20 protein-coding genes are annotated in these 21,059 nt (G+C 46.1%); all 20 read right to left on the reverse strand.

Translation table 11 applies throughout. The features are described 5' to 3' along the window. Nucleotides 1-8 precede the first annotated feature (8 nt). Nucleotides 9-311, reverse strand: a complete 303-nt coding sequence (locus AC2CGA_RS02695) for a YlxQ family RNA-binding protein (protein WP_003154192.1) — start codon at nucleotides 309-311, stop codon at nucleotides 9-11. A 1-nt stretch (nucleotide 312) separates the two neighbouring features. After that, on the reverse strand, nucleotides 313-588 hold the full coding sequence (gene rulR / locus AC2CGA_RS02700) for a glucose-induced regulator RulR (protein ID WP_003154193.1): 276 nt from the start codon (nucleotides 586-588) through the stop codon (nucleotides 313-315). A gap of 13 nt (nucleotides 589-601) precedes the next feature. Then, nucleotides 602-1,723 carry a transcription termination factor NusA gene (nusA, locus tag AC2CGA_RS02705; protein ID WP_003154195.1) on the reverse strand — a complete coding sequence of 374 codons (1,122 nt, stop codon included), beginning with the start codon at nucleotides 1,721-1,723 and terminating at the stop codon, nucleotides 602-604. A 39-nt stretch (nucleotides 1,724-1,762) separates the two neighbouring features. After that, on the reverse strand, nucleotides 1,763-2,233 hold the full coding sequence (gene rimP / locus AC2CGA_RS02710) for a ribosome maturation factor RimP (RefSeq protein ID WP_003154197.1): 471 nt from the start codon (nucleotides 2,231-2,233) through the stop codon (nucleotides 1,763-1,765). Nucleotides 2,234-2,472: 239 nt separating this feature from the next. Continuing rightward, the gene (locus AC2CGA_RS02715; RefSeq protein WP_484480120.1) at nucleotides 2,473-6,786 is read right to left on the reverse strand and encodes a PolC-type DNA polymerase III; all 4,314 of its coding nucleotides are present in this window, start codon (nucleotides 6,784-6,786) and stop codon (nucleotides 2,473-2,475) included. 111 nt (nucleotides 6,787-6,897) lie between these two features. Next, a complete protein-coding gene (gene proS / locus AC2CGA_RS02720) occupies nucleotides 6,898-8,592 on the reverse strand; it encodes a proline--tRNA ligase (protein WP_349686163.1) in 1,695 nt (564 codons plus the stop codon). A 31-nt stretch (nucleotides 8,593-8,623) separates the two neighbouring features. Then, entirely contained in the window at nucleotides 8,624-9,892 is a 1,269-nt protein-coding gene (gene rseP / locus AC2CGA_RS02725) for an RIP metalloprotease RseP (protein ID WP_088005384.1), read from the reverse strand. A 6-nt stretch (nucleotides 9,893-9,898) separates the two neighbouring features. Next, complete coding sequence (dxr, locus tag AC2CGA_RS02730) at nucleotides 9,899-11,050, reverse strand: 1-deoxy-D-xylulose-5-phosphate reductoisomerase (protein WP_003154208.1); 1,152 nt, start codon at nucleotides 11,048-11,050, stop codon at nucleotides 9,899-9,901. 55 nt (nucleotides 11,051-11,105) lie between these two features. Then, a complete protein-coding gene (locus tag AC2CGA_RS02735) occupies nucleotides 11,106-11,903 on the reverse strand; it encodes a phosphatidate cytidylyltransferase (RefSeq protein ID WP_007409796.1) in 798 nt (265 codons plus the stop codon). A 3-nt stretch (nucleotides 11,904-11,906) separates the two neighbouring features. Beyond that, nucleotides 11,907-12,689, reverse strand: coding sequence for an undecaprenyl pyrophosphate synthase (gene uppS / locus AC2CGA_RS02740; RefSeq protein WP_003154211.1), 783 nt, complete (start codon nucleotides 12,687-12,689; stop codon nucleotides 11,907-11,909). Nucleotides 12,690-12,814: 125 nt separating this feature from the next. Beyond that, nucleotides 12,815-13,372: a ribosome recycling factor gene (frr, locus tag AC2CGA_RS02745; protein WP_003154212.1), complete on the reverse strand. Its 558-nt coding sequence runs from the start codon at nucleotides 13,370-13,372 to the stop codon at nucleotides 12,815-12,817. 2 nt (nucleotides 13,373-13,374) lie between these two features. After that, complete coding sequence (pyrH, locus tag AC2CGA_RS02750) at nucleotides 13,375-14,097, reverse strand: UMP kinase (RefSeq protein WP_003154213.1); 723 nt, start codon at nucleotides 14,095-14,097, stop codon at nucleotides 13,375-13,377. Between the two features lie 145 nt (nucleotides 14,098-14,242). Beyond that, complete coding sequence (gene tsf / locus AC2CGA_RS02755) at nucleotides 14,243-15,124, reverse strand: translation elongation factor Ts (RefSeq protein WP_003154214.1); 882 nt, start codon at nucleotides 15,122-15,124, stop codon at nucleotides 14,243-14,245. Nucleotides 15,125-15,223: 99 nt separating this feature from the next. Further along, on the reverse strand, nucleotides 15,224-15,964 hold the full coding sequence (rpsB, locus tag AC2CGA_RS02760; protein WP_003154215.1) for a 30S ribosomal protein S2: 741 nt from the start codon (nucleotides 15,962-15,964) through the stop codon (nucleotides 15,224-15,226). A gap of 143 nt (nucleotides 15,965-16,107) precedes the next feature. Further along, nucleotides 16,108-16,581: a DUF6115 domain-containing protein gene (locus tag AC2CGA_RS02765; protein WP_014305010.1), complete on the reverse strand. Its 474-nt coding sequence runs from the start codon at nucleotides 16,579-16,581 to the stop codon at nucleotides 16,108-16,110. A gap of 27 nt (nucleotides 16,582-16,608) precedes the next feature. Next, the gene (sigD, locus tag AC2CGA_RS02770) at nucleotides 16,609-17,373 is read right to left on the reverse strand and encodes an RNA polymerase sigma-28 factor SigD (RefSeq protein WP_003154217.1); all 765 of its coding nucleotides are present in this window, start codon (nucleotides 17,371-17,373) and stop codon (nucleotides 16,609-16,611) included. A gap of 26 nt (nucleotides 17,374-17,399) precedes the next feature. Further along, entirely contained in the window at nucleotides 17,400-17,900 is a 501-nt protein-coding gene (cheD, locus tag AC2CGA_RS02775) for a chemoreceptor glutamine deamidase CheD (RefSeq protein ID WP_003154219.1), read from the reverse strand. Beyond that, nucleotides 17,897-18,526 carry a CheY-P phosphatase CheC gene (gene cheC / locus AC2CGA_RS02780; protein WP_003154222.1) on the reverse strand — a complete coding sequence of 210 codons (630 nt, stop codon included), beginning with the start codon at nucleotides 18,524-18,526 and terminating at the stop codon, nucleotides 17,897-17,899. The genes cheD and cheC overlap by 4 nt, the downstream gene beginning before the upstream one ends. A 15-nt stretch (nucleotides 18,527-18,541) precedes the next feature. After that, nucleotides 18,542-19,015: a chemotaxis protein CheW gene (cheW, locus tag AC2CGA_RS02785; RefSeq protein WP_003154225.1), complete on the reverse strand. Its 474-nt coding sequence runs from the start codon at nucleotides 19,013-19,015 to the stop codon at nucleotides 18,542-18,544. A 22-nt stretch (nucleotides 19,016-19,037) separates the two neighbouring features. Beyond that, nucleotides 19,038-21,056, reverse strand: coding sequence for a chemotaxis protein CheA (cheA, locus tag AC2CGA_RS02790; protein WP_003154227.1), 2,019 nt, complete (start codon nucleotides 21,054-21,056; stop codon nucleotides 19,038-19,040). Nucleotides 21,057-21,059: the final 3 nt, after the last annotated feature.

Genomic DNA, 21,059 nt, shown 5'->3' on the forward strand with positions numbered 1-21,059 from the left:
CAAAAATATTAATCGAGCAAGCTGATCAGCTTATTCGCAAAACCTTGGTCAGTGACGGCGACAACGACACGTGATTCCTTGCCGATAGAGCGGCCGAGATCCGCGCGGCTTTCGACTTTTTTATAAGGCACTTTATAATAATTGCATTTATCGGATACTTTTTTTGCAGTATTCGCAGATGCATCTTCTGTCAGCAGAACAAGTTTTGCACGCGCATTTCTAATTTCTTTTATAACCAAGTCCTCGCCCGACACGACCTTACGAGCTCGATTGGCCAGACCCAGCAAGGGAAACCATTCCATTCCAGACATGTTATTTTTTCACCTTTTCCGCCAGTTCCAGCAATTCTTCGAAAATCTGGTCATCGATTTGTGATTGAAATTGATTTTGCAATGTGTTTTTCTTTTTCGCAGCTAAGATGCATTCTTTCTCAAGGGTGATATAGGCACCCCGCCCGTTCTTCTTTCCGGTCGGATCGACTGAAATCTCTCCTTCTTTAGAACGGACAATTCGGATCAGTTCCTTTTTAGGCTTCATTTCCCCCGTTACCACGCATTTGCGCAGAGGAATTTTTTTTCGCTTATTCACCTAAAGTCACCTCTTATTCATCCGATTCGGCTGTTTCAGGCTCCATAAAGAGCGGCTCTAAATCGTCATCTTCTTCATGCTCTCTCGGATAGATGCCAAGGTCTCTTGCATCCGTTTCACTTTTGATATCGATTTTCCAGCCTGTCAGTTTCGCGGCTAAGCGGGCGTTTTGCCCTCTTTTTCCGATTGCCAGAGAAAGCTGGTAATCAGGAACGATGACAGTCGTGGCTTTTTCTTCTTCGCTGACGATGACATCCAGCACTTTAGACGGACTGAGCGCATTGGCAACAAATTCAACCGGATCATCAGACCAGTTGACGATATCAATTTTTTCGCCTTTCAGTTCATTGACGATCGCCTGCACCCGCTGGCCTTTAGGACCGACGCATGAACCGACCGGATCAACGTCAGGGTCATCAGTGCGGACGGAGATTTTAGAGCGGTCGCCCGCTTCTCTGGCAACGGATTTCAGTTCGACCGTTCCGTCATAAATTTCCGGCACTTCGATTTCAAAAAGACGCTTCAACAGGCCAGGATGCGTTCTTGATACATAGATCTGCGGCCCTTTTGTCGTTTTTTCGACTTTTGTGATAAATACTTTAATCCGATCGTGCGGTTTATAGCTCTCATTCGGCATTTGTTCATTGACGGGCAGCAGCGCTTCAATCTTGCCGAGAGACACGTAAATAAACTTGCTGTCTAAGCGCTGTACAATTCCCGTCATGATGTCTTCTTCACGATCGATAAATTCTGAGTAAATCACGCCGCGCTCAGCTTCACGGACACGCTGCGTCACCACTTGTTTCGCCGTCTGCGCAGCAATGCGGCCGAAGTCTTTCGGCGTGACTTCTATTTCAACGACATCTCCGACAAGGTAGTTCGGATGGATGTGCTGGGCGTCGTCAAGCGAGATTTCAAGTCTTGAATCGTATACCTCGTCTACGACATCCTTTCTTGCGAACACGCGGATCGTGCCCGTCTCACGGTTCAGATCGACCCGTACGTTTTGCGCCTGGTTAAAATTTCGCTTATACGCGGAAATTAAGGCAGCTTCAATTGCTTCGATGATAATGTCTTTACTGATGCCTTTTTCTTTTTCAAGAATAGTGAGAGCATCTAATAGTTCACTGCTCATGTTAGCGGTCTCCCCCCTTAAACACTAATACTTCATTCATTAAAATGTTACAGCTAATCTTGCGTTAGCTATTTTTTCATACGGAATATTGACCCGTTTCTTTCTTGTTTTGACCGTCATCTCTATTGTAACAGTTTGTCCATCAAATTCAGCCAATTTGCCTTCAAACACTTTTAAACCGTCAATCGGTTCGTACGTTTTCATGTACACATTTTTGCCCAGTGATTTTTCGAAGTCGGCTTTTTTCTTTAATGGACGCTCGGCTCCAGGAGAAGATACTTCAAGAAAGTAGTTCTGAGTGATCGGATCGGCCTCATCCAGCTTTTCGCTTAACGCTTCGCTGACTTTGGCGCACTCCTCAATATCAACACCGTTATCGGAATCAATAAACACGCGAAGGAACCAGTTTTGACCCTCTTTGACAAATTCAATGTCTACGAGTTCAAGCTGAAGGTCATCCAGTATGGGCTGAGCCATTCCTTGAACGGTATCAGTCACTTTTTTGCTCATGTTTTTCCTCCTTGTGCTGTCGATATCATATCAGCCGTTCCTCTGCATAAAAACCCTGCTTCTAAAGAGCAGGGGCATTGAGAAAACGATGGACATGTCGAGGCAAAATTGCCTGTTCAATACAAAAGAGCGGGTTTCCCCACTCTTTGCCTCGGTAATCGTTAGCATTTCCAATAAAACTATACCATAACCATATATTTAATGCAAATCAAACTCCGCTCGGAGGCTGTGCACAAAGCTTAAAACAGCGACAGCTGATTTTGGTCCGGAAGCGACTCAAGACAGCCGTGACGATCTAAATACTCTAAAATGGTTTTTGACACTTTTCCTCGTTTTTGAAGGTCCTCTTTTGAAAGGAACTCCCCTTCTTCCCGCGCTTTCACAATATTGAGAGCGGCGTTGGTTCCGAGTCCCGGAATTGAGTTGAACGGCGGGATGAGACTGTTGCCGTCAATGATAAATTCCGAAGCGCTCGAACGGTATAGATCGACCTTCTGGAAGGAATAGCCGCGCTCACACATTTCAAGCGCAAGCTCTAACACGGTAAGGAGGTTTTTCTCCTTAGGCGAAGCATCAAGCCCTTTAGAGCTGATATCATCCATCACCGCTCTGATGGCGGTCGAGCCTTTAATCATTGTATCAATGTCAAAGTCATCTGCGCGGACGGTAAAATACGCAGCATAATATAAAAGCGCGTGATGCACTTTAAAATAGGCAATCCGCACCGCCATCAGCACGTATGCGGCGGCGTGGGCTTTCGGGAACATGTATTTGATTTTTTTGCATGAATCAATATACCAGTTCGGCACATTGTTCTTTTTCATTTCTTCTTCCCATTCCGGCGTCAGGCCTTTGCCTTTACGCACGAATTCCATGATTTTAAAGGCCAGTGAAGGCTCAAGGCCCTGATAAATCAAGTAAACCATAATGTCATCACGGCAGCCGATCACTTCGCTCAGTTCACACGTATTGTTGTATATCAGTTCCTGCGCGTTGCCGAGCCATACGTCCGTGCCGTGGGAAAGCCCGGAAATCTGGACAAGCTCGGAGAACGTCGTCGGCTTCGTATCCTCAAGCATCTGCCGCACAAATCGCGTCCCGAATTCAGGAATACCGAGCGTCCCCGTTTTACAGCCGATCTGCTCTTCAGTGACGCCGAGCGATTCTGTGCCTTGGAAAATCTTCATAACTTCCGGATCATCTGTCGGAATCGTCTTCGGATCAATTCCGCTTAAATCCTGGAGCATCCGGATGACTGTCGGGTCATCGTGCCCCAATATATCAAGCTTCAGCAGGTTGTCATGAATGGAGTGGAAGTCAAAATGAGTCGTTTTCCATTCAGACCCCGTCGCATCTGCCGGGAATTGTATCGGGGAAAAATCGTAAATATCCATGTAATCCGGGACAACGATAATCCCCCCCGGGTGCTGGCCGGTCGTTCTCTTAACGCCGGTGCAGCCCTGCACCAGACGGTCGATCTCCGCGCCGCGCATGTGTAGGTTGTGATCACCCGCATAGCCTTTCACATATCCGTAAGCCGTCTTTTCCGCAACGGTGCCGATCGTTCCCGCGCGATACACGTTATCTTCACCGAACAGCACTTTCGTGTAGTTATGGGCATGGGGCTGATACTCACCTGAGAAGTTCAAGTCGATATCGGGTACTTTGTCACCTTTAAAGCCTAAGAACGTTTCAAACGGGATATCATGCCCGTCCTTTTTCAAAGGTGTGCCGCAAGACGGGCAGCTTTTATCCGGAAGGTCAAAACCGGAACCGACTGATCCGTCATTAAAGAATTCGGAATATCGGCAGCTCGGGCACACATAGTGCGGAGCGAGCGGATTCACTTCAGTAATTTCCGTTAAGGTCGCCACAAGCGATGAACCGACGGACCCCCGGGAGCCGACGAGATAACCGTCATCCAGAGACCGTTTTACAAGCTTATGGGAGATGAGATAAATAACGGCGAATCCATGACCGATGATGCTTTTTAATTCTTTTTCTATTCTCGCTTCCACAATTTCAGGAAGCTCTTCACCGTAAATGCTTCTGGCGCGCTGATAGCTCATTTCACGGATTTCTTCATCGGCTCCGTCAATTTTCGGCGTGTACAGATCGTCTTTGATCGGTTTGATCTCATTGATCATCGAAGCGACTTTCTGCGTATTGTCAACCACAATTTCTTTCGCTTTTTCCGCACCGAGAAAGGAGAAAGCATCCAGCATTTCATCTGTCGTTCTGAAGTGCACTTTAGGCAGTTCGTGCCTGTTTAACGGGTTGGCGCCGCCTTGGGAAGATATTAAGATCTTCCGGTAAATTTTGTCCTCATCGTTTAAATAGTGAACATTTCCGGTGGCAACGACCGGCTTATTCAATTTTTCCCCGAGCTTCGTGATGTTGGCGATGATTTCTTTCAGCGCTTTTTCATCCCGGACGAGCTCAAGCTGCAGAAGGTGTCTGTATACTTCCGGCGGCTGCACTTCAAGATAATCATAGAATGATGCGATATCTTCAACCTCTTCAGGTGATTTTTGCATCATGCCTTCAAAGACCTCTCCCCTGTCACAGGCAGAGCCGATTAACAGACCTTCTCTGTATTTATTAAGCTGCGACCTCGGAATGCGCGGCACTCTGTAGAAATATTGAATATGAGAAATGGACACGAGCTTAAACAGATTTTTAAGGCCGGTCTCATTTACGGCAAGCAATGTAGCGTGATAAGGCCTTGATCTTTGATAAGCATTGGATTGTCCCATATTCTCATTCAGCTGATCATGATAAAAAATGTCTTTTTCAGCGGCATCTTTGAGCATTTTCAACAGCAGGTAGCCCGTTGCTTCAGCGTCAAAGACCGCTCGGTGATGCTGGGTTAATTCGATATCAAACTTCTTACATAACGTATTTAAGCGGTGATTTTTAAATTCAGGATACAGGAAACGCGCGAGTTCCAGCGTATCAATGACCGGATTTTTCGCTTTTTCCGTTTTCAAAAGACGCTTGTACGCCACATTTAAAAATCCCATATCAAAGCTGGCGTTATGAGCCACAAGCACGTCATCGCCGATCCATTCTTTAAAATCCCGGACGACGTCAACGACATCGGGAGCGTCGCGGACCATGTCATCCGTAATCCCGGTAAGCTCTATCGTCGTTGCTGACAGCGGATGGTGCGGATTGGCGAACGCTTCGAATTTATCGATGATTTCTCCGCCTCTTATTTTGACTGCGGCAAGCTCAATGATGGTGTCATACACTGCGGACAGACCTGTCGTTTCAACGTCAAAGACGACGTATGTGTCTTCTTCCAAGAGACGGTGAGCTGGATTGTATGCGATCGGAACGCCGTCATCCACGATATTGGCTTCCATTCCGTAAATCATTTTAATGCCGTGTTTTTTCGCGGCGGAATAAGCATCCGGGAAAGACTGCACAACGGCATGATCAGTTAACGCAATCGCTTCATGTCCCCATTTTTTCGCCTGTTCGACAAGCTTTCCGATGCCCGTTACAGCATCCATTTGGCTCATCGGAGAATGCAGATGAAGCTCAACCCGTTTTTCGCCTTCAGGAGCGGTGTCTTCACGGGTTTTGGCTTTTATTTCATTCACGTCATTTGCAATCATGACGAGGTCTCTGACGAATGTATCGTTTTGAATGCTTCCCCGCGCCTTCACCCACATGCCTTTTTTCAGCGTTTTCATCAAAGCGGCGTCTTCTTTTTCTCTGGCGAACATTTTTACTAAAATACTGTTTGTATAGTCCGTGATTTTGAAAATGCAGAGCGTGCGTCCGCTTTTCAGCTCGCGTGTTTCAGCATCAAACACAAACCCCTGCACCGTGATTCTTCTTTCTTCATCCATGATGCTGTCAAGCGTCCGGATTTCTTCGTTCTCTTTAATTTGATAGCCGATGACAAGCGGGCCGGACGGCGCTTGATCCTCATCGCCCTCTTTTTCCTTCTTCTCCATTTCGATAAGCGCCTGCATCGCCCGCTCCTGATCTTCAGCAAGCTTTTGCTCGCGGAATTTCTGGACTTCTTGGTCAGATACGAAAATTTCGGTATCCAGCTGCAGTTCCGGAAATCCGAATTGGCGATAGCTGTGCTGAATCAGTGCGCTGTATTTATTTTTGAGCGCCGATGCTTCTGTATCTGTTTTTGTTTTCACGATCAGTTTGTTTCCCTTGAGCTTCGGCTTCTGCTGATTCAAAAGAGCCACCATCGGCGGCGAGGTTCCTTCAAGCTCTTCAATACAGCGTGTCCAATAATCCTGTACAAGCTCCTCTGTCACTGTAGGATCGATGACCTGAACAGACGATGTGACACGGGCGATGTGAGCAAACGATTGTGTTAACCTCATCATGAATGAATCGTATATTTGATACGGCAAAAGAGCCTTAAAGCGAAATTGGAAATGCCAGGCTTTTTCTGCTTTATGGATTGTCAGTTTATCAATCTCTCCGTCTTCAAAGTATGTCATGAAGGTATCATCTGTCATATTAAGCTGCTGCAGAAGAATCTGAAACTGTCTTCTGTTTACTGATAACTGTTCCATTCAGACAGTATCCCTCCCTTAAAACATCATAAGTGAAGGTACCTCCGCAGGTGATGAGGTACCTTCTTTTTTCTCTATTTTAACATGATTTTGTACGATTCGTTATGGTGATTACTTCGTCTTAATAAATTCAGAAAGCTCATCCACTGAAACTTCGGCAGATTCACCGGTTTTGCGGATTTTCACTTCTACGATGCCTTCGTCGGCACGTTTTCCGACAGTGATGCGGATCGGAAGGCCGATCAGATCAGAATCAGCAAACTTCACGCCTGCGCGTTCAGCGCGGTCATCGTATAAAACCTCATAACCTTCCGACTGGAATTTTCTGTAAAGCTGTTCAGCAAGCTCTTTTTGCGCTTCATTTTTCATATTCAGCGCCAAAATATGAAGATCATACGGAGCAACGCTCTTCGGCCAGATTAAGCCTTTTTCGTCGTGATGCTGTTCAGCGATGGCAGAAAGCGTTCTGGACACGCCGATTCCGTAACATCCCATCAGCATCGGCTGCGCACGCCCGTTTTCATCAAGGTATGTCGCATTCATCGCTTCAGAGTAACGCGTGCCGAGTTTAAAGACTTGTCCGACCTCAATCCCTTCAGCGAAACGGATCGTGCCTTTTCCGTCAGGTGACGGATCGCCTTCCTGAATGATTCGAAGATCGGCATACGCTTTTACAGACGCGTCACGTTCGATGTTTACGTTTCGGTAATGACGGTCTTTTTCATTCGCGCCGCAAACGGCGTTTACCATTACTTTCACGGCTTGGTCGGCATAAATCTCAATGTCGCCGGCAGCGCCGATCGGCCCCGCAAATCCCGGCTCCGTGCCAAGTTTCTCCGCTACTTCTTCATGAGACGCAAGCTCAACCACTTCCGCGTTCAGAAGGTTTTTCACTTTCACGTCGTTGACCTCATGATCGCCTCTTACTAACACGAGAACAAATCGGTCATCCGCTTTAAACAGCATTGATTTGATGCAGGCGCTCGGCTCGATCTGCAAGAACGAAGCGAGCTCTTCAATGCTTTTGACATTCGGCGTATCAATTTTCTCCAATGCCTCGGGTGTTTCATCTGACGGCTCGCTGTTCATGACAACTTCCGCCATTTCCGTATTGGCTGCGTAAGAGGATCCATCGGAATAAGCGATGGTATCTTCCCCTATTTCAGAAAGAGCCATAAATTCATGCGTGTCTTTTCCGCCCATCGCGCCTGAGTCGGCAATAACGGGACGGACGTTTAATTCACAGCGTGCGAAAATGCTGCTGTATGCGCCGTACATGTTTTGGTACGTTTCCTCCAGACTTTCTTCAGAAGCATGGAAAGAATACGCATCTTTCATGATGAATTCGCGTCCGCGCAATAACCCGAAACGCGGGCGTTTTTCATCTCTGAATTTAGACTGGATCTGGTAAAGAGTGAGCGGCAGACGCTTATAAGATTTCACCTCATCACGCACGAGAGAAGTAATGACTTCTTCATGTGTCGCGCCTAAAGCAAATTCACGGCCGTGGCGGTCTTTCAGACGCATTAATTCAGGCCCGTACGTATACCATCTGCCTGATTCCTGCCATGTTTCAGCCTGCTGAAGGGCCGGCATCAGCATTTCCACCGCGTTGATTTTTTCCATTTCTTCACGCACGATCTTCTGAATGTTTTGAATGACCCTGTAAGCCAGGGGCATGTAGCTGTAAACCCCGCTCGTATTTTGTCTGATAAATCCCGCTCTCAGCAGAAGCTTATGGCTTTTTGCTTCAGCATCAGCCGGCACTTCTCTCAGGGTCGGAATAAGCGTCAAACTTTGTCTCATGTCTTCGCACCTCTGATTTTTTACTAGTCAATTATAAGAATAAACGCTGGATATCGTTCCATGTGACAACCAGCATAAGAAGCATTAAGAAAGCTACGCCGATAAATACGACAAATGCTTCCTTGTCACGGTTTATCGGCTTGCCGCGGATTGCTTCAATGAATAAAAACAGCAGCCGTCCGCCGTCAAGCGCCGGTATCGGCAGCAGGTTGACGATTCCCAGGTTGATGCTTAAAAACGCCGCAAACTGGAATAGGTTGATAATACCGGTTTTTGCAACTTGATCCGTCATATCATAAATGCCGACAGGACCCGAAAGCATATCAAGCTTAAACTGGCCTGTCACAAGTTTGCTCAGATTGGTCAGGATCGCTTTTGTGACATCAACGGTAGATGTCGCGCCGTAAGCAATCGCTGCAAGCGCGCCTTTTTCAGTCGGCGCATAAGAGCCGAAGCGGCCGATTGTTTTTTTATTTTCATCTTTTACAGCTTCAGGTGTAACCGAGATATGAAACGATTTGCCATCCCGTTTGACGGCGACATCGATTTTTTTCCCGGGATTTTCTTTTACCGCTGTCACGATGTCGGTCCATGACCTCATTTTTTCACCGTTAATGCTCTGGATATAGTCGCCTTCTTTTAAACCTGCAGCAGCTGCGCGTCCATTGTCTGTCAGCTTCCCGAGCTCAGGCTGATTTGAAGGCACGCCTTGAATGAATCCGAGCATGACGAGAATGACATACGCTAAGATGAAGTTCATAATCGGACCGGCAGCAATCGCCTTAATCCGCTTCCATACGGGTTTAGACCCGAATTGTCGATTGTAAGGCGCAATCTGCACTTCTTCTCCGTCTACGATAAAAAAAGAGGTCTGACTGACAGTAAAGCCCGCCAGTTCATCTTCTTTCCCCTGCTCGTACCCGGTAATCTTCATTTCGTGCTCAAGATCAGCCGTCTCCACCTCGATAATTAAAGCGTCGGGATACTTTTCCTTTTGATTAATGATGACTTTTTCCACTTCGTCCTCTTTATTAAAAAGAAGCCCGACGGTATAACCGGGTTTGACTTCGATCATCTCCGGGTCTTCACCGGCCATGCGGACGAACCCTCCGACCGGAAGGAGTCTGATCGTATACACGGTTTCATTCTTTTTAAATGAAAAGATTTTAGGGCCGAAGCCGATCGCAAATTCACGGCAAAGGATTCCCGCTCTTTGGGCGAGCAATAAATGCCCGAGCTCATGGAAAAAAACGAGCGTTCCGAAAATAATAATAAACGCGATAACTGTATTCACGAACATACCACCTTATGTGAGTATTGAATTAACGTATCCCCGGGTGTCTTTGTCCACTTCTTGGATATCCGCAAGACTCGGATCCTGAATTACGCTGTGGCGGTCCAATGCTTTTTCAATCAGGTCCTCAATCGATAAGAATGAAATCCGTCCGGCAAGAAAAGCGGCAACGGCTTCTTCGTTGGCCGCATTTAAAACCGTCGGCATCGTTCCCCCTATTTTACCTGATTCAAAGGCAAATTGTAAGCAGCGGAACCTTTCAAAGTCAGCTTTAGCAAAATGAAGGCTTCCGATCTCCCATAATTCAAGCCTTTTTGTTTCAGGCAGAGGCAGCCGGTCCGGATATGTCAGCGCGTATTGAATCGGCACCCTCATGTCCGGATTTCCGAGCTGGGCGATGACGCTTCTGTCGTGAAATTCAACCATCGAATGAATGATGCTCTCTTTATGTAATACAACGTCAATCTGTTCATACGGAATGTCAAACAGCCAATGCGCTTCAATGACTTCAAGCCCTTTATTCATCATTGTAGCCGAGTCAATCGTAATCTTTGCACCCATCGACCAGTTCGGGTGATTAAGGGCGTCGGCAATCGTTACAGACTCAAGCTCCTGCCGCGTTTTATCCCTGAAACTGCCGCCGGATGCCGTAATGATCAGGCGCTCGATATTTTTGCTCTGTTCGCCTTGCAGCGCCTGAAAAATAGCGGAATGTTCGCTGTCAACCGGAAGAAGAGGAACACCGTATCGTTTTGCGTGTCCTTTCACTATATGCCCGGCAGTGACGAGAGTTTCCTTATTTGCAAGCGCAATTGTTTTTTTCTGTTCAATCGCTTTCAAAGTCGGGATTAAACCGACGCTTCCAAGCAGCGCATTGACCACGATATCCACTTCGTCCATGACTGCCGCTTCAATCAGGCCTTCTTCTCCGATGCCGATTTGACATTCATGCGAAAAAGACGCTTCTTTCACTTTTTGATATGTATCCATGTCGCCGACTGCTACATATTTCGGCTGAAACGTTCTGATCAACGGGATCGCTTTCTCGGCGTTTTTACCGAAAGTCATCGAGACGAGACGGAACTGATCTTGATGCATGCGCAATACGTCTAACGTCTGCTCCCCGATTGATCCTGTTGCTCCTAAAAGACAAATATTCTTCAAAATGCCACTCCCATTCTATGCGTCCAGATCGGTCTTATTTTCATATTAGCCTTTCTCATGAAAAAAGCGCAAGCAGAAAGTATAAGAACGGCATGACAAACAAAAAGCTGTCAAATCGGTCTAAAATGCCGCCGTGCCCGGGAAGGATTTTCCCCGAATCCTTCACATCATAGTGCCGCTTAAGCGCTGATTCAACCAAATCCCCGATCTGTCCGAACACAGACAGAACAAGCGTGATGACCAAAAGAACCGGATATGAAATCGGAAGGTGAGCAAACAGCTGAAAAACAGCCGTAAAAATAAGGGCGATGACAATACCGCCGAGAAACCCTTCCACTGTTTTGTTGGGACTGATTTCGGGCCACAGCTTCCGCTTCCCGAGCGACTTTCCGACGAAATATGCGCCTGAGTCCGTTGACCATATGACAACGCAGGCATAAAAGATATACAAAAGCCCGTTTGTTTCAATGTTTCTGATTTCAATAAAATAATGAAAACACAGTCCGATATATACCGTCGCGAGAACGATAAACCCGACTTCGTCAAACGTAAAGGTGTTTTTCACAAGCACCGTATAGCTGAGCAGAATCAATACGGCGAAAATCGTTACTTCCATTTTCGCATCGAAAAAATGATATTTGTCCGGCATCATATACAGCCATAACAACAAGAGGCTGATCAGACCCGGAAAAGAAAAAAATCTGAGCTTTTTCATCCGCAAAAGCTCAAAAAGCGCTATACTTCCCATCACGTAAACAAATACGGTGAACGGCAATCCTCCGAAAATAACCAAAAATAAAAATAGTGCCGCTGCCAGAACACCTGTTAACAATCTTTGTTTCATTTCCACCATCCTCTAAATTCCGCCAAACCTCCGGCCCCGCTGCTGAAATTCTCCCACTGCCTGCAGAAAGTGATCTTCTTTAAAATCGGGCCACAGGACATCTGTAAAAACAAATTCACTGTAAGCCACCTGCCAAAGCATAAAGTTGCTCAGTCTGATTTCTCCGCTCGTTCTGATGAGCAGTTCCGGGTCCTGGATTGATTCTGTCATTAAATGCCCGGAAAAGAGCGCTTCATCAATGTCTTCGATATTCAGCGTGCCGCTTTTCACCTGTTCGGCCAATGCTTTTGCCGCATTGACGATTTCCGTGCGTCCGCCGTAGTTCAAAGCGAAATTGAGAATCAGCCCGTCATTTTGTTCTGTATCTTTTACGGCCTTCTCAATCGCCCTGTACGTATGAGAAGGGAGCGCGGATTCATCTCCGATAATTTTCACCTGTACATTTTCCTCTATCAATTCAGGAAGATACGTATTCAGGAACTCTTCCGGAAGCTTCATCAAAAAGTCGACTTCCATCTTCGGTCGCTTCCAATTCTCCGTTGAAAACGCATAAAGAGTCAGAACTTTAACGCCGAGCTGATTTGCGAGCTTTGTCACCCTTTTTACCACTTTCATTCCTTCATGATGTCCGGCAATCCGCGGGAGTGAGCGCTTCTTCGCCCAGCGTCCGTTTCCGTCCATAATAATGGCAATGTGTGCGGGAATTTCACCCTTCAGTATGTCTTCTTTTGTATACCGTTCTAAGTTGGAAGCCGCATTCTGCTGATTCTTCCAATTTTTGAGTATGTTGAGCATGAGATTCCTCCGTCACCCAAAAAGGTTGCGTTGCTGATGATCAATGTAATCAACAGTATTAACAAAAAAACCCCCTGTAAACATGAGAGGGTCTTTTCACATTATCTATTGTACATAGTTTTTCATTAAACTTCCATGATTTCTTTTTCTTTGTCTTTCGTGACGCTGTCAATTTTTGACACATATTCATCTGTCAGCTTTTGAACGTCTTCACTGGAAGCACGAAGCTCGTCTTCTGTAATGTCCCCGTTTTTCTCAAGTTTTTTGAGGTCGTCGTTGCTGTCACGGCGGACATTACGGACTGCTACTTTCGCTTCTTCCGCGTATTTTTTCACGACTTTGACAAGTTCTTTACGTCTTTCTTCCGTCAGAGCCGGGATCGCGATGCGAATAATTGTGCCGTCACTTGTCGGAGTTACGCCAAGGTCAGCTTTCAGGATCGCTTTTTCAATATCGCCGATTGCCGTTTTGTCATACGGTGTGACAACAAGCATACGCGCTTCAGGCACATTGATGGAAGACAGCTGGTTTAAAGGTGTTTGGGCACCGTAGTATTCTACTGTCACTTTATCCAATAGAGATGGGTTGGCACGTCCCGCGCGGACTGACGCCAATTCACGTGAATAAGCGGCAACCGCTTTTTCCATGCGTTCTTTTGTTTGTGTTAATACTTCGTTTGACAACGTTATTTCCCCCTTACGATCGTTCCGATTGATTCGCCGATTACGGCACGCTTAATATTTCCTTCTTCCATAATAGAAAAGACGATCAGCGGAATATCATTATCCATACATAGTGAAGAAGCCGTAGAATCCATGACTTCCAGCCCGTCTTTTAACACATCGAGATAAGATAATTTTTCGTATTTAACAGCTGACTCATCTTTTCTCGGATCGGCATTATACACACCGTCGACATTATTTTTCGCCATTAAAATCACATCCGCTTCGATTTCAGCGGCACGCAGCGCTGCGGTTGTGTCCGTAGAGAAATAAGGGTTTCCCGTTCCCGCGGCAAAAATCACAACGCGTTTTTTCTCCAGGTGGCGGATGGCTTTTCTTCTGATATAAGGCTCAGCGACCTGACGCATTTCAATTGATGTCTGCACTCTGGACTGAATTCCGAGCGTTTCCAGGCTGTCCTGCAGGGCAAGTGAGTTCATGACAGTAGCAAGCATGCCCATATAATCGGCCGTCGCACGGTCCATTCCTAAGTCACTGCCTGTTTTTCCGCGCCATAAGTTGCCGCCGCCTACAACTACGGCCACTTCGACGTCAAGCTCAGCGATTTCTTTTACCTGTTTAGCGATGGATTGGATAACAGTCGGATTAATGCCGTTTCCCTGCTCTCCTGCCAATGCTTCTCCGCTAAGCTTTAAAACGATACGATTGTATTTTGGTTTTTCCATAATAACCTCCAAGTGTAAACATTGCCGTTTCCTATTATGCAAGAGAAAAAAAGGTTTGTAAATATAGTTTTAAAAATAGGGAACACAAGTAGTGTCCCCTATACTGCCTGAAAAGCCGCGAAAGATTCGCCAAGGCTTTCCGCCATTATTTTTTCACTTGGTTCATAACTTCTTCAGCAAAGTTTTCTTGGCGTTTTTCAATGCCTTCTCCAACTTCGTAGCGGACGTAAGTTTTAACAGATGCGTTTTTCGCAGCCACAACTTGTTTCACTTTTTCGTCTGGGTTTTTAACGAAAGCTTGGTCTAATAAGCAAATTTCTTCGAAGAATTTGTTCAGACGGCCTTCAACCATTTTAGCTACGATGTTTTCAGGTTTGCCTTCTTGAAGAGCTTGCTGAGTCAGGATCTGACGCTCATGGTTTGCTTCTTCTTCAGACACTTGGTCGCGGGAAATATAACGAGGATTTACCGCTGCAACATGCATCGCGATGTCTTTTGCAAGATCTTCGTCAGTTGTTCCGCTAAGAACGGATAATACGCCGATGCGGCCTCCCATGTGAAGGTAAGCACCGAACGCTTCGCTGTCTTCTTTTGTAAGAACAGCAAAACGGCGAAGAGTGATTTTCTCTCCGATTTTAGCAACGTTGCTTGTGATGTATTCTTCAACAGTAGAACCGTTTTCCATCTTTTGACCCATCGCTTCTTCAAGATCAGCAGGAGCGTTTGCAAGAAGGTGGTCAGCAAGCGTGTTCAGAAGCTCTTTGAAGCCTTCGTTTTTCGCAACGAAATCAGTTTCAGAGTTTACTTCTAAGATAACGCCTTTGTTGCCGTCAGTTTTAATAAGAGTAGAACCTTCAGCAGCGATACGGTCAGCTTTTTTAGCCGCTTTCGCAATTCCTTTTTCTCTCAGAAGGTCGATTGCTTTGTCCATATCTCCGTCAGTTTCAGTCAATGCTTTTTTACAGTCCATCATACCAGCGCCTGTTTTTTGACGCAGTTCTTTTACCTGCTGTGCAGTAATAGCCATTTGAATTCCTCCTTATATGTGTAAACAAGATATGTATAGATACATTTTTCTTGAAAAAAGGTGATAAAAGGCAGTCCCTCTTATCACCTTTTGATTAGGTTACGCAGTTGTCGTTTCTGTTTCAGGTGCAGTCTCTTCAGCAGCTTCCGCTTCTTCTTCGCCTTGCTTCGCTTCAAGAATGGCATCTGCCATTTTAGAAGTAAGAAGTTTGACAGCGCGGATTGCGTCATCGTTTGCAGGGATTACGACATCAATTTCATCAGGATCACAGTTTGTATCTACGATTCCGATGATAGGAATGTTCAATTTGCGAGCTTCCGCAACAGCGATGCGCTCTTTGCGAGGATCGATGATGAATAATGCATCAGGAAGATCCTTCATGTCTTTAATTCCGCCGAGGAATTTTTCAAGACGCTCTAATTCTTTTTTCAATTGAACAACTTCTTTTTTCGGAAGTACTTCAAATGTACCGTTTTCTTGCATTTTCTCGATGTCTTTCAGACGCTTAATGCGTTTTTGGATTGTTTCGAAGTTTGTCAGTGTACCGCCCAACCAGCGTTGGTTGACATAGTACATGCCAGAGCGTACAGCTTCTTCTTTAACAGAATCCTGAGCTTGTTTTTTTGTGCCGACGAAAAGGATTTTTCCGCCTTCAGCAGCAAGGTTTTTCGTGAAGTTGTAAGCTTCCTCTACTTTTTTCACTGTTTTTTGAAGGTCAATGATGTAGATTCCGTTACGCTCCGTGAAAATGTAACGCTTCATTTTTGGGTTCCAGCGGCGTGTTTGGTGGCCGAAGTGAACACCAGCTTCAAGCAATTGTTTCATAGAAATAACTGACATGTGATTTCCTCCTAATAAAATGGTTTTTTTCCTCCGCTTAGGTCATTTTTGTGCAGAACTGCCGTTTGCAGCACCCTCTGCATAAATCGTTAAGCGTGTGTATTTAACACCAAGACATAATATAACACAGCTTTATGCGACAATCAAGAATCCTTTACAGCTTTGCCGCGAAATTTTAAAAACAGCTCGATTTCTGTCTTTCCGCTCTGCACCCGTTTGGCGATTTCCGCAGGGGTGAGCCCTTGTTCATATAATTCTGAAACACGTTCTTCAAACGAATGCGCACCGTTGTTTTCGTCACTTTCAGCCCGTTCCGTTGCACTGATGAGCTTTTCCATGTGATCCGGAATATCAGGCTCTTTTTTCGGTTCCGGCCGGGGTTCGGCGTCTTCTGCGTCAGGCGCTTGATCATTCCGGCTTTTTGTGTCTTCGAGTCTTTCATTTTCTTCTTTCAGCTCAAGCAGAAACGCTGCAAGGGTGTTTTCCGTCTCTTCAAGAATCTTCTTCTGCTGGCGCTCCGTCTCCTTGAGGGCTGAAAACCTCGTGTACAGAATAATGACGGCATAAAGCAGTACGCCGTGAAGCACAAAGCTTAAAAGCCATAATAGTGTTGACATGTTTTTCACTCGCTAACCATGAGTTCATTATTGAATTACTTTTTCAAGCAGGTGCTTTAATTTAAACAGCGCCTTTGAATGAATCTGTGAAATCCGCGACGTCGAAAGGTTCAGGACTTGTCCGATTTCGGTCAAAGTCAGTTCTTCTTTATAGAATAAACTGACGACAAGCTGCTCTTTTTCAGAGAGCTCGTGAATTTTGCCCGCAAGCTGAGCGATCAGCTCGTCCTTCATGATTTTTTCTTCCGGCGGCACATTTTTGTCATCTCTGATCATCACTTGAATATTCTCACCGTCATCCTGGTCGTGAAGCTTTTCATCAATTGATAAGAGATTGGCAAAAAAACCTTCATTCATCGTTGATACTACGTCCTGCTCCGTCATCCCAAGCTCTTCTGCGATCTCTGAAGGCGTCACATTCCGAAGGTAGCGCTGTTCAAGTTTTTCGATTGCCGCTTCGACTTTTTTTGTCTTCTCCCGTGAAGTTCTGGGCAGCCAATCTTCTTTACGCAGCCCGTCGATGATTGCACCGCGAATTCTAAACGAGGCATAGGTATCAAATTTTAAATCCCGGCCGGGGTCAAATTTTTCTAGGGCATCATATAAACCAAGCATACCAAGGCTCATTAGATCGTCTTTATGCACCGATTTCGGCAGTCCGACGGAAATTCTGCCGACATGATATGTGACCAGCGGCATGTAACGGCGCATTAAATCATCACCGGCTTTAGGATCTTTCCACTCTTTCCAGCGCGACCAAAGCACCTGATCTTCATAATTCAAGGATTGCATTGTTATCCCCCTACCTCATACCTTTATTAAATCGTTGTTTCACCTTGTTTAACAGTTCGAATGTGCAGCATGCAGGACTTTGGCTCAAATTCAATCGTCCGGCCGCTTGAGCCGCCCGTATCTTCACTGATGACCGGAATGTTATACAATGAAAGCTGCTCTTTGATAGCCGCTACATTCCTCGGACCGATTTTCATCAGGTCGTTTGTCATTTTAAACTTAAACATCTCCGCTCCCCCGGCGAGTTTTGCCTTCAGGGCAAACTTGCGGCAGCCGGCTTTCAAAAGCATATCAATTGTCATCTTAACGGCGGTGTCCGCGTATTTTGCACGGTTGAGCTCCGCCGTTTTTGATAAACCGGAGTCCGGCAGCATGACGTGAACGAGTCCTGCCGTTTGTTTGTCTTTATCGTATAAAACCAGCCCCACGCATGAACCGAGTCCCGAAGTCCGGATTTTATCCGGATAACGCGCGACTTGAACATCCGCAATCCCCACTTTAACGACTGCGGCTTCCGCACGGCTCATAAAGCCGCACCCAATGAGACGAAGAGCTTTTCAAAAGAATCATAGTCCGGGAGCATAAACATATGGGCTTTGAGCTCCTGCCGGCTGCCCTGGTCAAAAATAGAAGTATCCACGACAATGGCATGCTCTCCGACTTGGCTGAGCTCCATCAGTCCTTCACTGATAACCGCGCCGAACATATCAAGTGAGATTTCCGGCACGCTCGGGTAAATCTCAAGCTTTGTCAAATCAGCCAATGCCGTTAAATAGGAGCCTGCTAAAATATTGCCGAACTCATGTAAAGCAGAAGAACTCAAATGATCTTCGCCCAACTGGTCAATATCAAAATCCGGATTTCCGATCAGCTCTCTGATAAACTGTTCCGCCTGATGGAAAGGCATGATGAGAAAGATAGAGCCTGTCATGTCGCCTTCCATTCTTAAAAAGATACTGGCGACCGGCGTTTCAGCCCCGCCGAAAAAATCAGCGAGCTCATCAAATGTCAATAAAGTCGCAAACGGCACTTCCATGTCTATCTTTCTGTTCAGCAGCTGAGCCATGGCAGAAGCCGAGTGACCCGCCCCGATATTTCCGACTTCCCGCAAAATATCCATCTGCTCTTCTTTGATCGCTTCAAACTTACTCATGTTGTCTTTTCCCCTTTAAGCATTCGGCTCTCCGGACGCAGATGCCGAAGCACCTTTATCCAGCACCGCATGCGCATCAATAATATTGAGGAGCCTGTTATCTTGCTTGACGATCTGTTTAATCCACACATCCGTTTCCTTTGTCTGGCTTTCAGGCGCGGATTCGATTTCATTTTCATGCACGGTGATGACGTCATTGGCCTCATCCACGACCCATCCGACATCGGCGTCACGGTAAGAAATGATGATAATCCGTGTCTCTTCTGTGATGTCCTGTTCAGGCTGGTTCAGACGTTTTCTTAAATCAAGAACCGGGGTAATTACTCCGCGCAGATTGATAACGCCGCGGATATACGATTCCACACCCGGGACCCTCGTCGGTTTTTGCCACTTTTCAATTGATTTCACCTGGGAAACTGAGATAGCGTATTCTTTCCCGTTTATCATAAACACAATCATTTTTTCACCTGTTTTGATTTCAGCAGTCATGCGGGCACCTCCTCGTGTCGTTTTAGTAGATCAGCGCATTGCAATCAATAATCAGCGCCACTTCTCCGTTTCCGAGAATCGTAGCGCCGGAAATCGCAAAGACGTTCGTCAAATAGTCGCCGAGTGATTTCAGTACGACTTCCTGCTGTCCGATAAAAGAGTCCACGACAAAAGCAGTGGATTTATCGCCCTTTTTCACGACGATTACATGGAACTGATCGGCATCCTGTTTTGAATCTGTAATGCCGAATTCTTTTTTGAGATAGACGATCGGAACGATTTGTCCTCTGAAATCAATCACTTCTCTGTCATGCGTCTGCAGGATATCTTTCTTATCAATAACAGCCGTCTCTATAATAGAAGAAATCGGTATCGCAAACGTCTCTTCTTCCAGTTTAATGAGAAGAACGGATATAATTGAAAGTGTCAGCGGAAGCTGGATACTGAAAAGAGAACCTTGGCCTTCCGCGGATTTGACACTGACAGAGCCGCCGAGTGATTCGAGTTTATTTTTTACGACATCCAGACCGACGCCCCGACCTGAAATGTCAGAAATTTGATCGGCAGTCGAGAAGCCAGGAGCAAAAATAAGCTCGTAAATCTCATTATCTTCAAGCGTTTCAGCATCACGTTCGGTGATTACACTCCGCTCGAGCGCTTTTTCAAGAATTTTCTTTCTGTTCAGGCCGGCCCCGTCATCTTCAACCTCAATAAAGACATGATTGCCGCTGTGATATGCCTTAAGCACGACATGACCCGATTCCGGTTTTCCTTTATTCACCCGCACTTCAGGCGATTCAATGCCGTGATCGATGCTGTTTCTGATTAAATGGACAAGCGGATCACCGATTTCATCAATCACCGTGCGGTCCAGCTCCGTTTCAGCTCCGATGATGGACAATTCGATTTTCTTGTTTAATTCCTTTTGAAGCTGGCGGATCATTCTCGGGAAACGGTTAAAGACGGTTTCTACCGGCACCATCCGCATATTAAGAATAATAGACTGAAGGTCGCCCGAAATTCTGGTCAGGCGTTCAACGGTTTCAGTCAGCTCATTGTGGTCAAGCTCTTTGGCGATCTGCTCAAGACGTCCGCGGTCAATGACAAGTTCTTCAAAAAGGTTCATTGAAGAATCCAGTCTTTCAATGTTGACGCGAATCGTTTTCGAGCCGCTGTGATGCTTCGGCTGCTCTTCCGTTTTCGCTTGCGGTTTCGGCTGTTTTTCAGCCTTTTTAACCGGAGTTTCCTTCACCGGTTCAGCTGCTTGCGGTTTTTCGGCCGTTTTTAACGGCGCACCGGCAGAAATTTCGACATTCTCCACTTCTGAAATGCCGCTGATGAGTTCTTTAATTTCTTCAGCAGGCTGCTTTGTCAAGAAACACACCTGAAAATCCGTTCCGAAATCTTCCGTCTCAAGCACTTCCGCGGCAGGTATCGTTTTTGCGACTTCCCCGGCTTCATTCAGCTTTTCAAATATCATGTACACGCGCACGGCTTTGAGCATACAGCTTTCATTCAGGGAAACCGTTATTTCATAGCGGCTGAATCCTTGCTCTTCCGCCTCTTCAATAACAGTCCGTTCAAACTCATCATAATTCCATTCAGTTGAAGTCTGTTGTTTTGAAGCCGGCGGTTCTGCTGTTTCGGCTGAAGCCGCAGTCTCATGCGCCGCATTTACGTCGAGCTTCGCACTTACTTCAGAAATATCACGTTTGCCGTCTCCTCCGTCAATAATGGACTGCACCATCTCTTCAAGATGATCAAGCGCTTCAAACAGCACGTCCAGCCAATCCGATGTAACGGGCATTTCTCCGTTGCGGATGGCGTCCAGCACATTTTCCATCAGGTGGGTTAAATGCGCCAGATCTGTATATCCCATCGTTGCGCTCATGCCTTTCAGCGTATGGGCAGCTCTGAAGATGTCATGCACAAGCTGAAGGTCTGCCGGATCTTTTTCCAACAGCAGCAGCTTTTCGTTACATGTCTGTAAGTGCTCTTTACTTTCATCAATAAAGACATCTAAATATTGATTCATATCCAATTG

Source organism: Bacillus sp. SYZHCR11 (genome assembly GCF_057196865.1).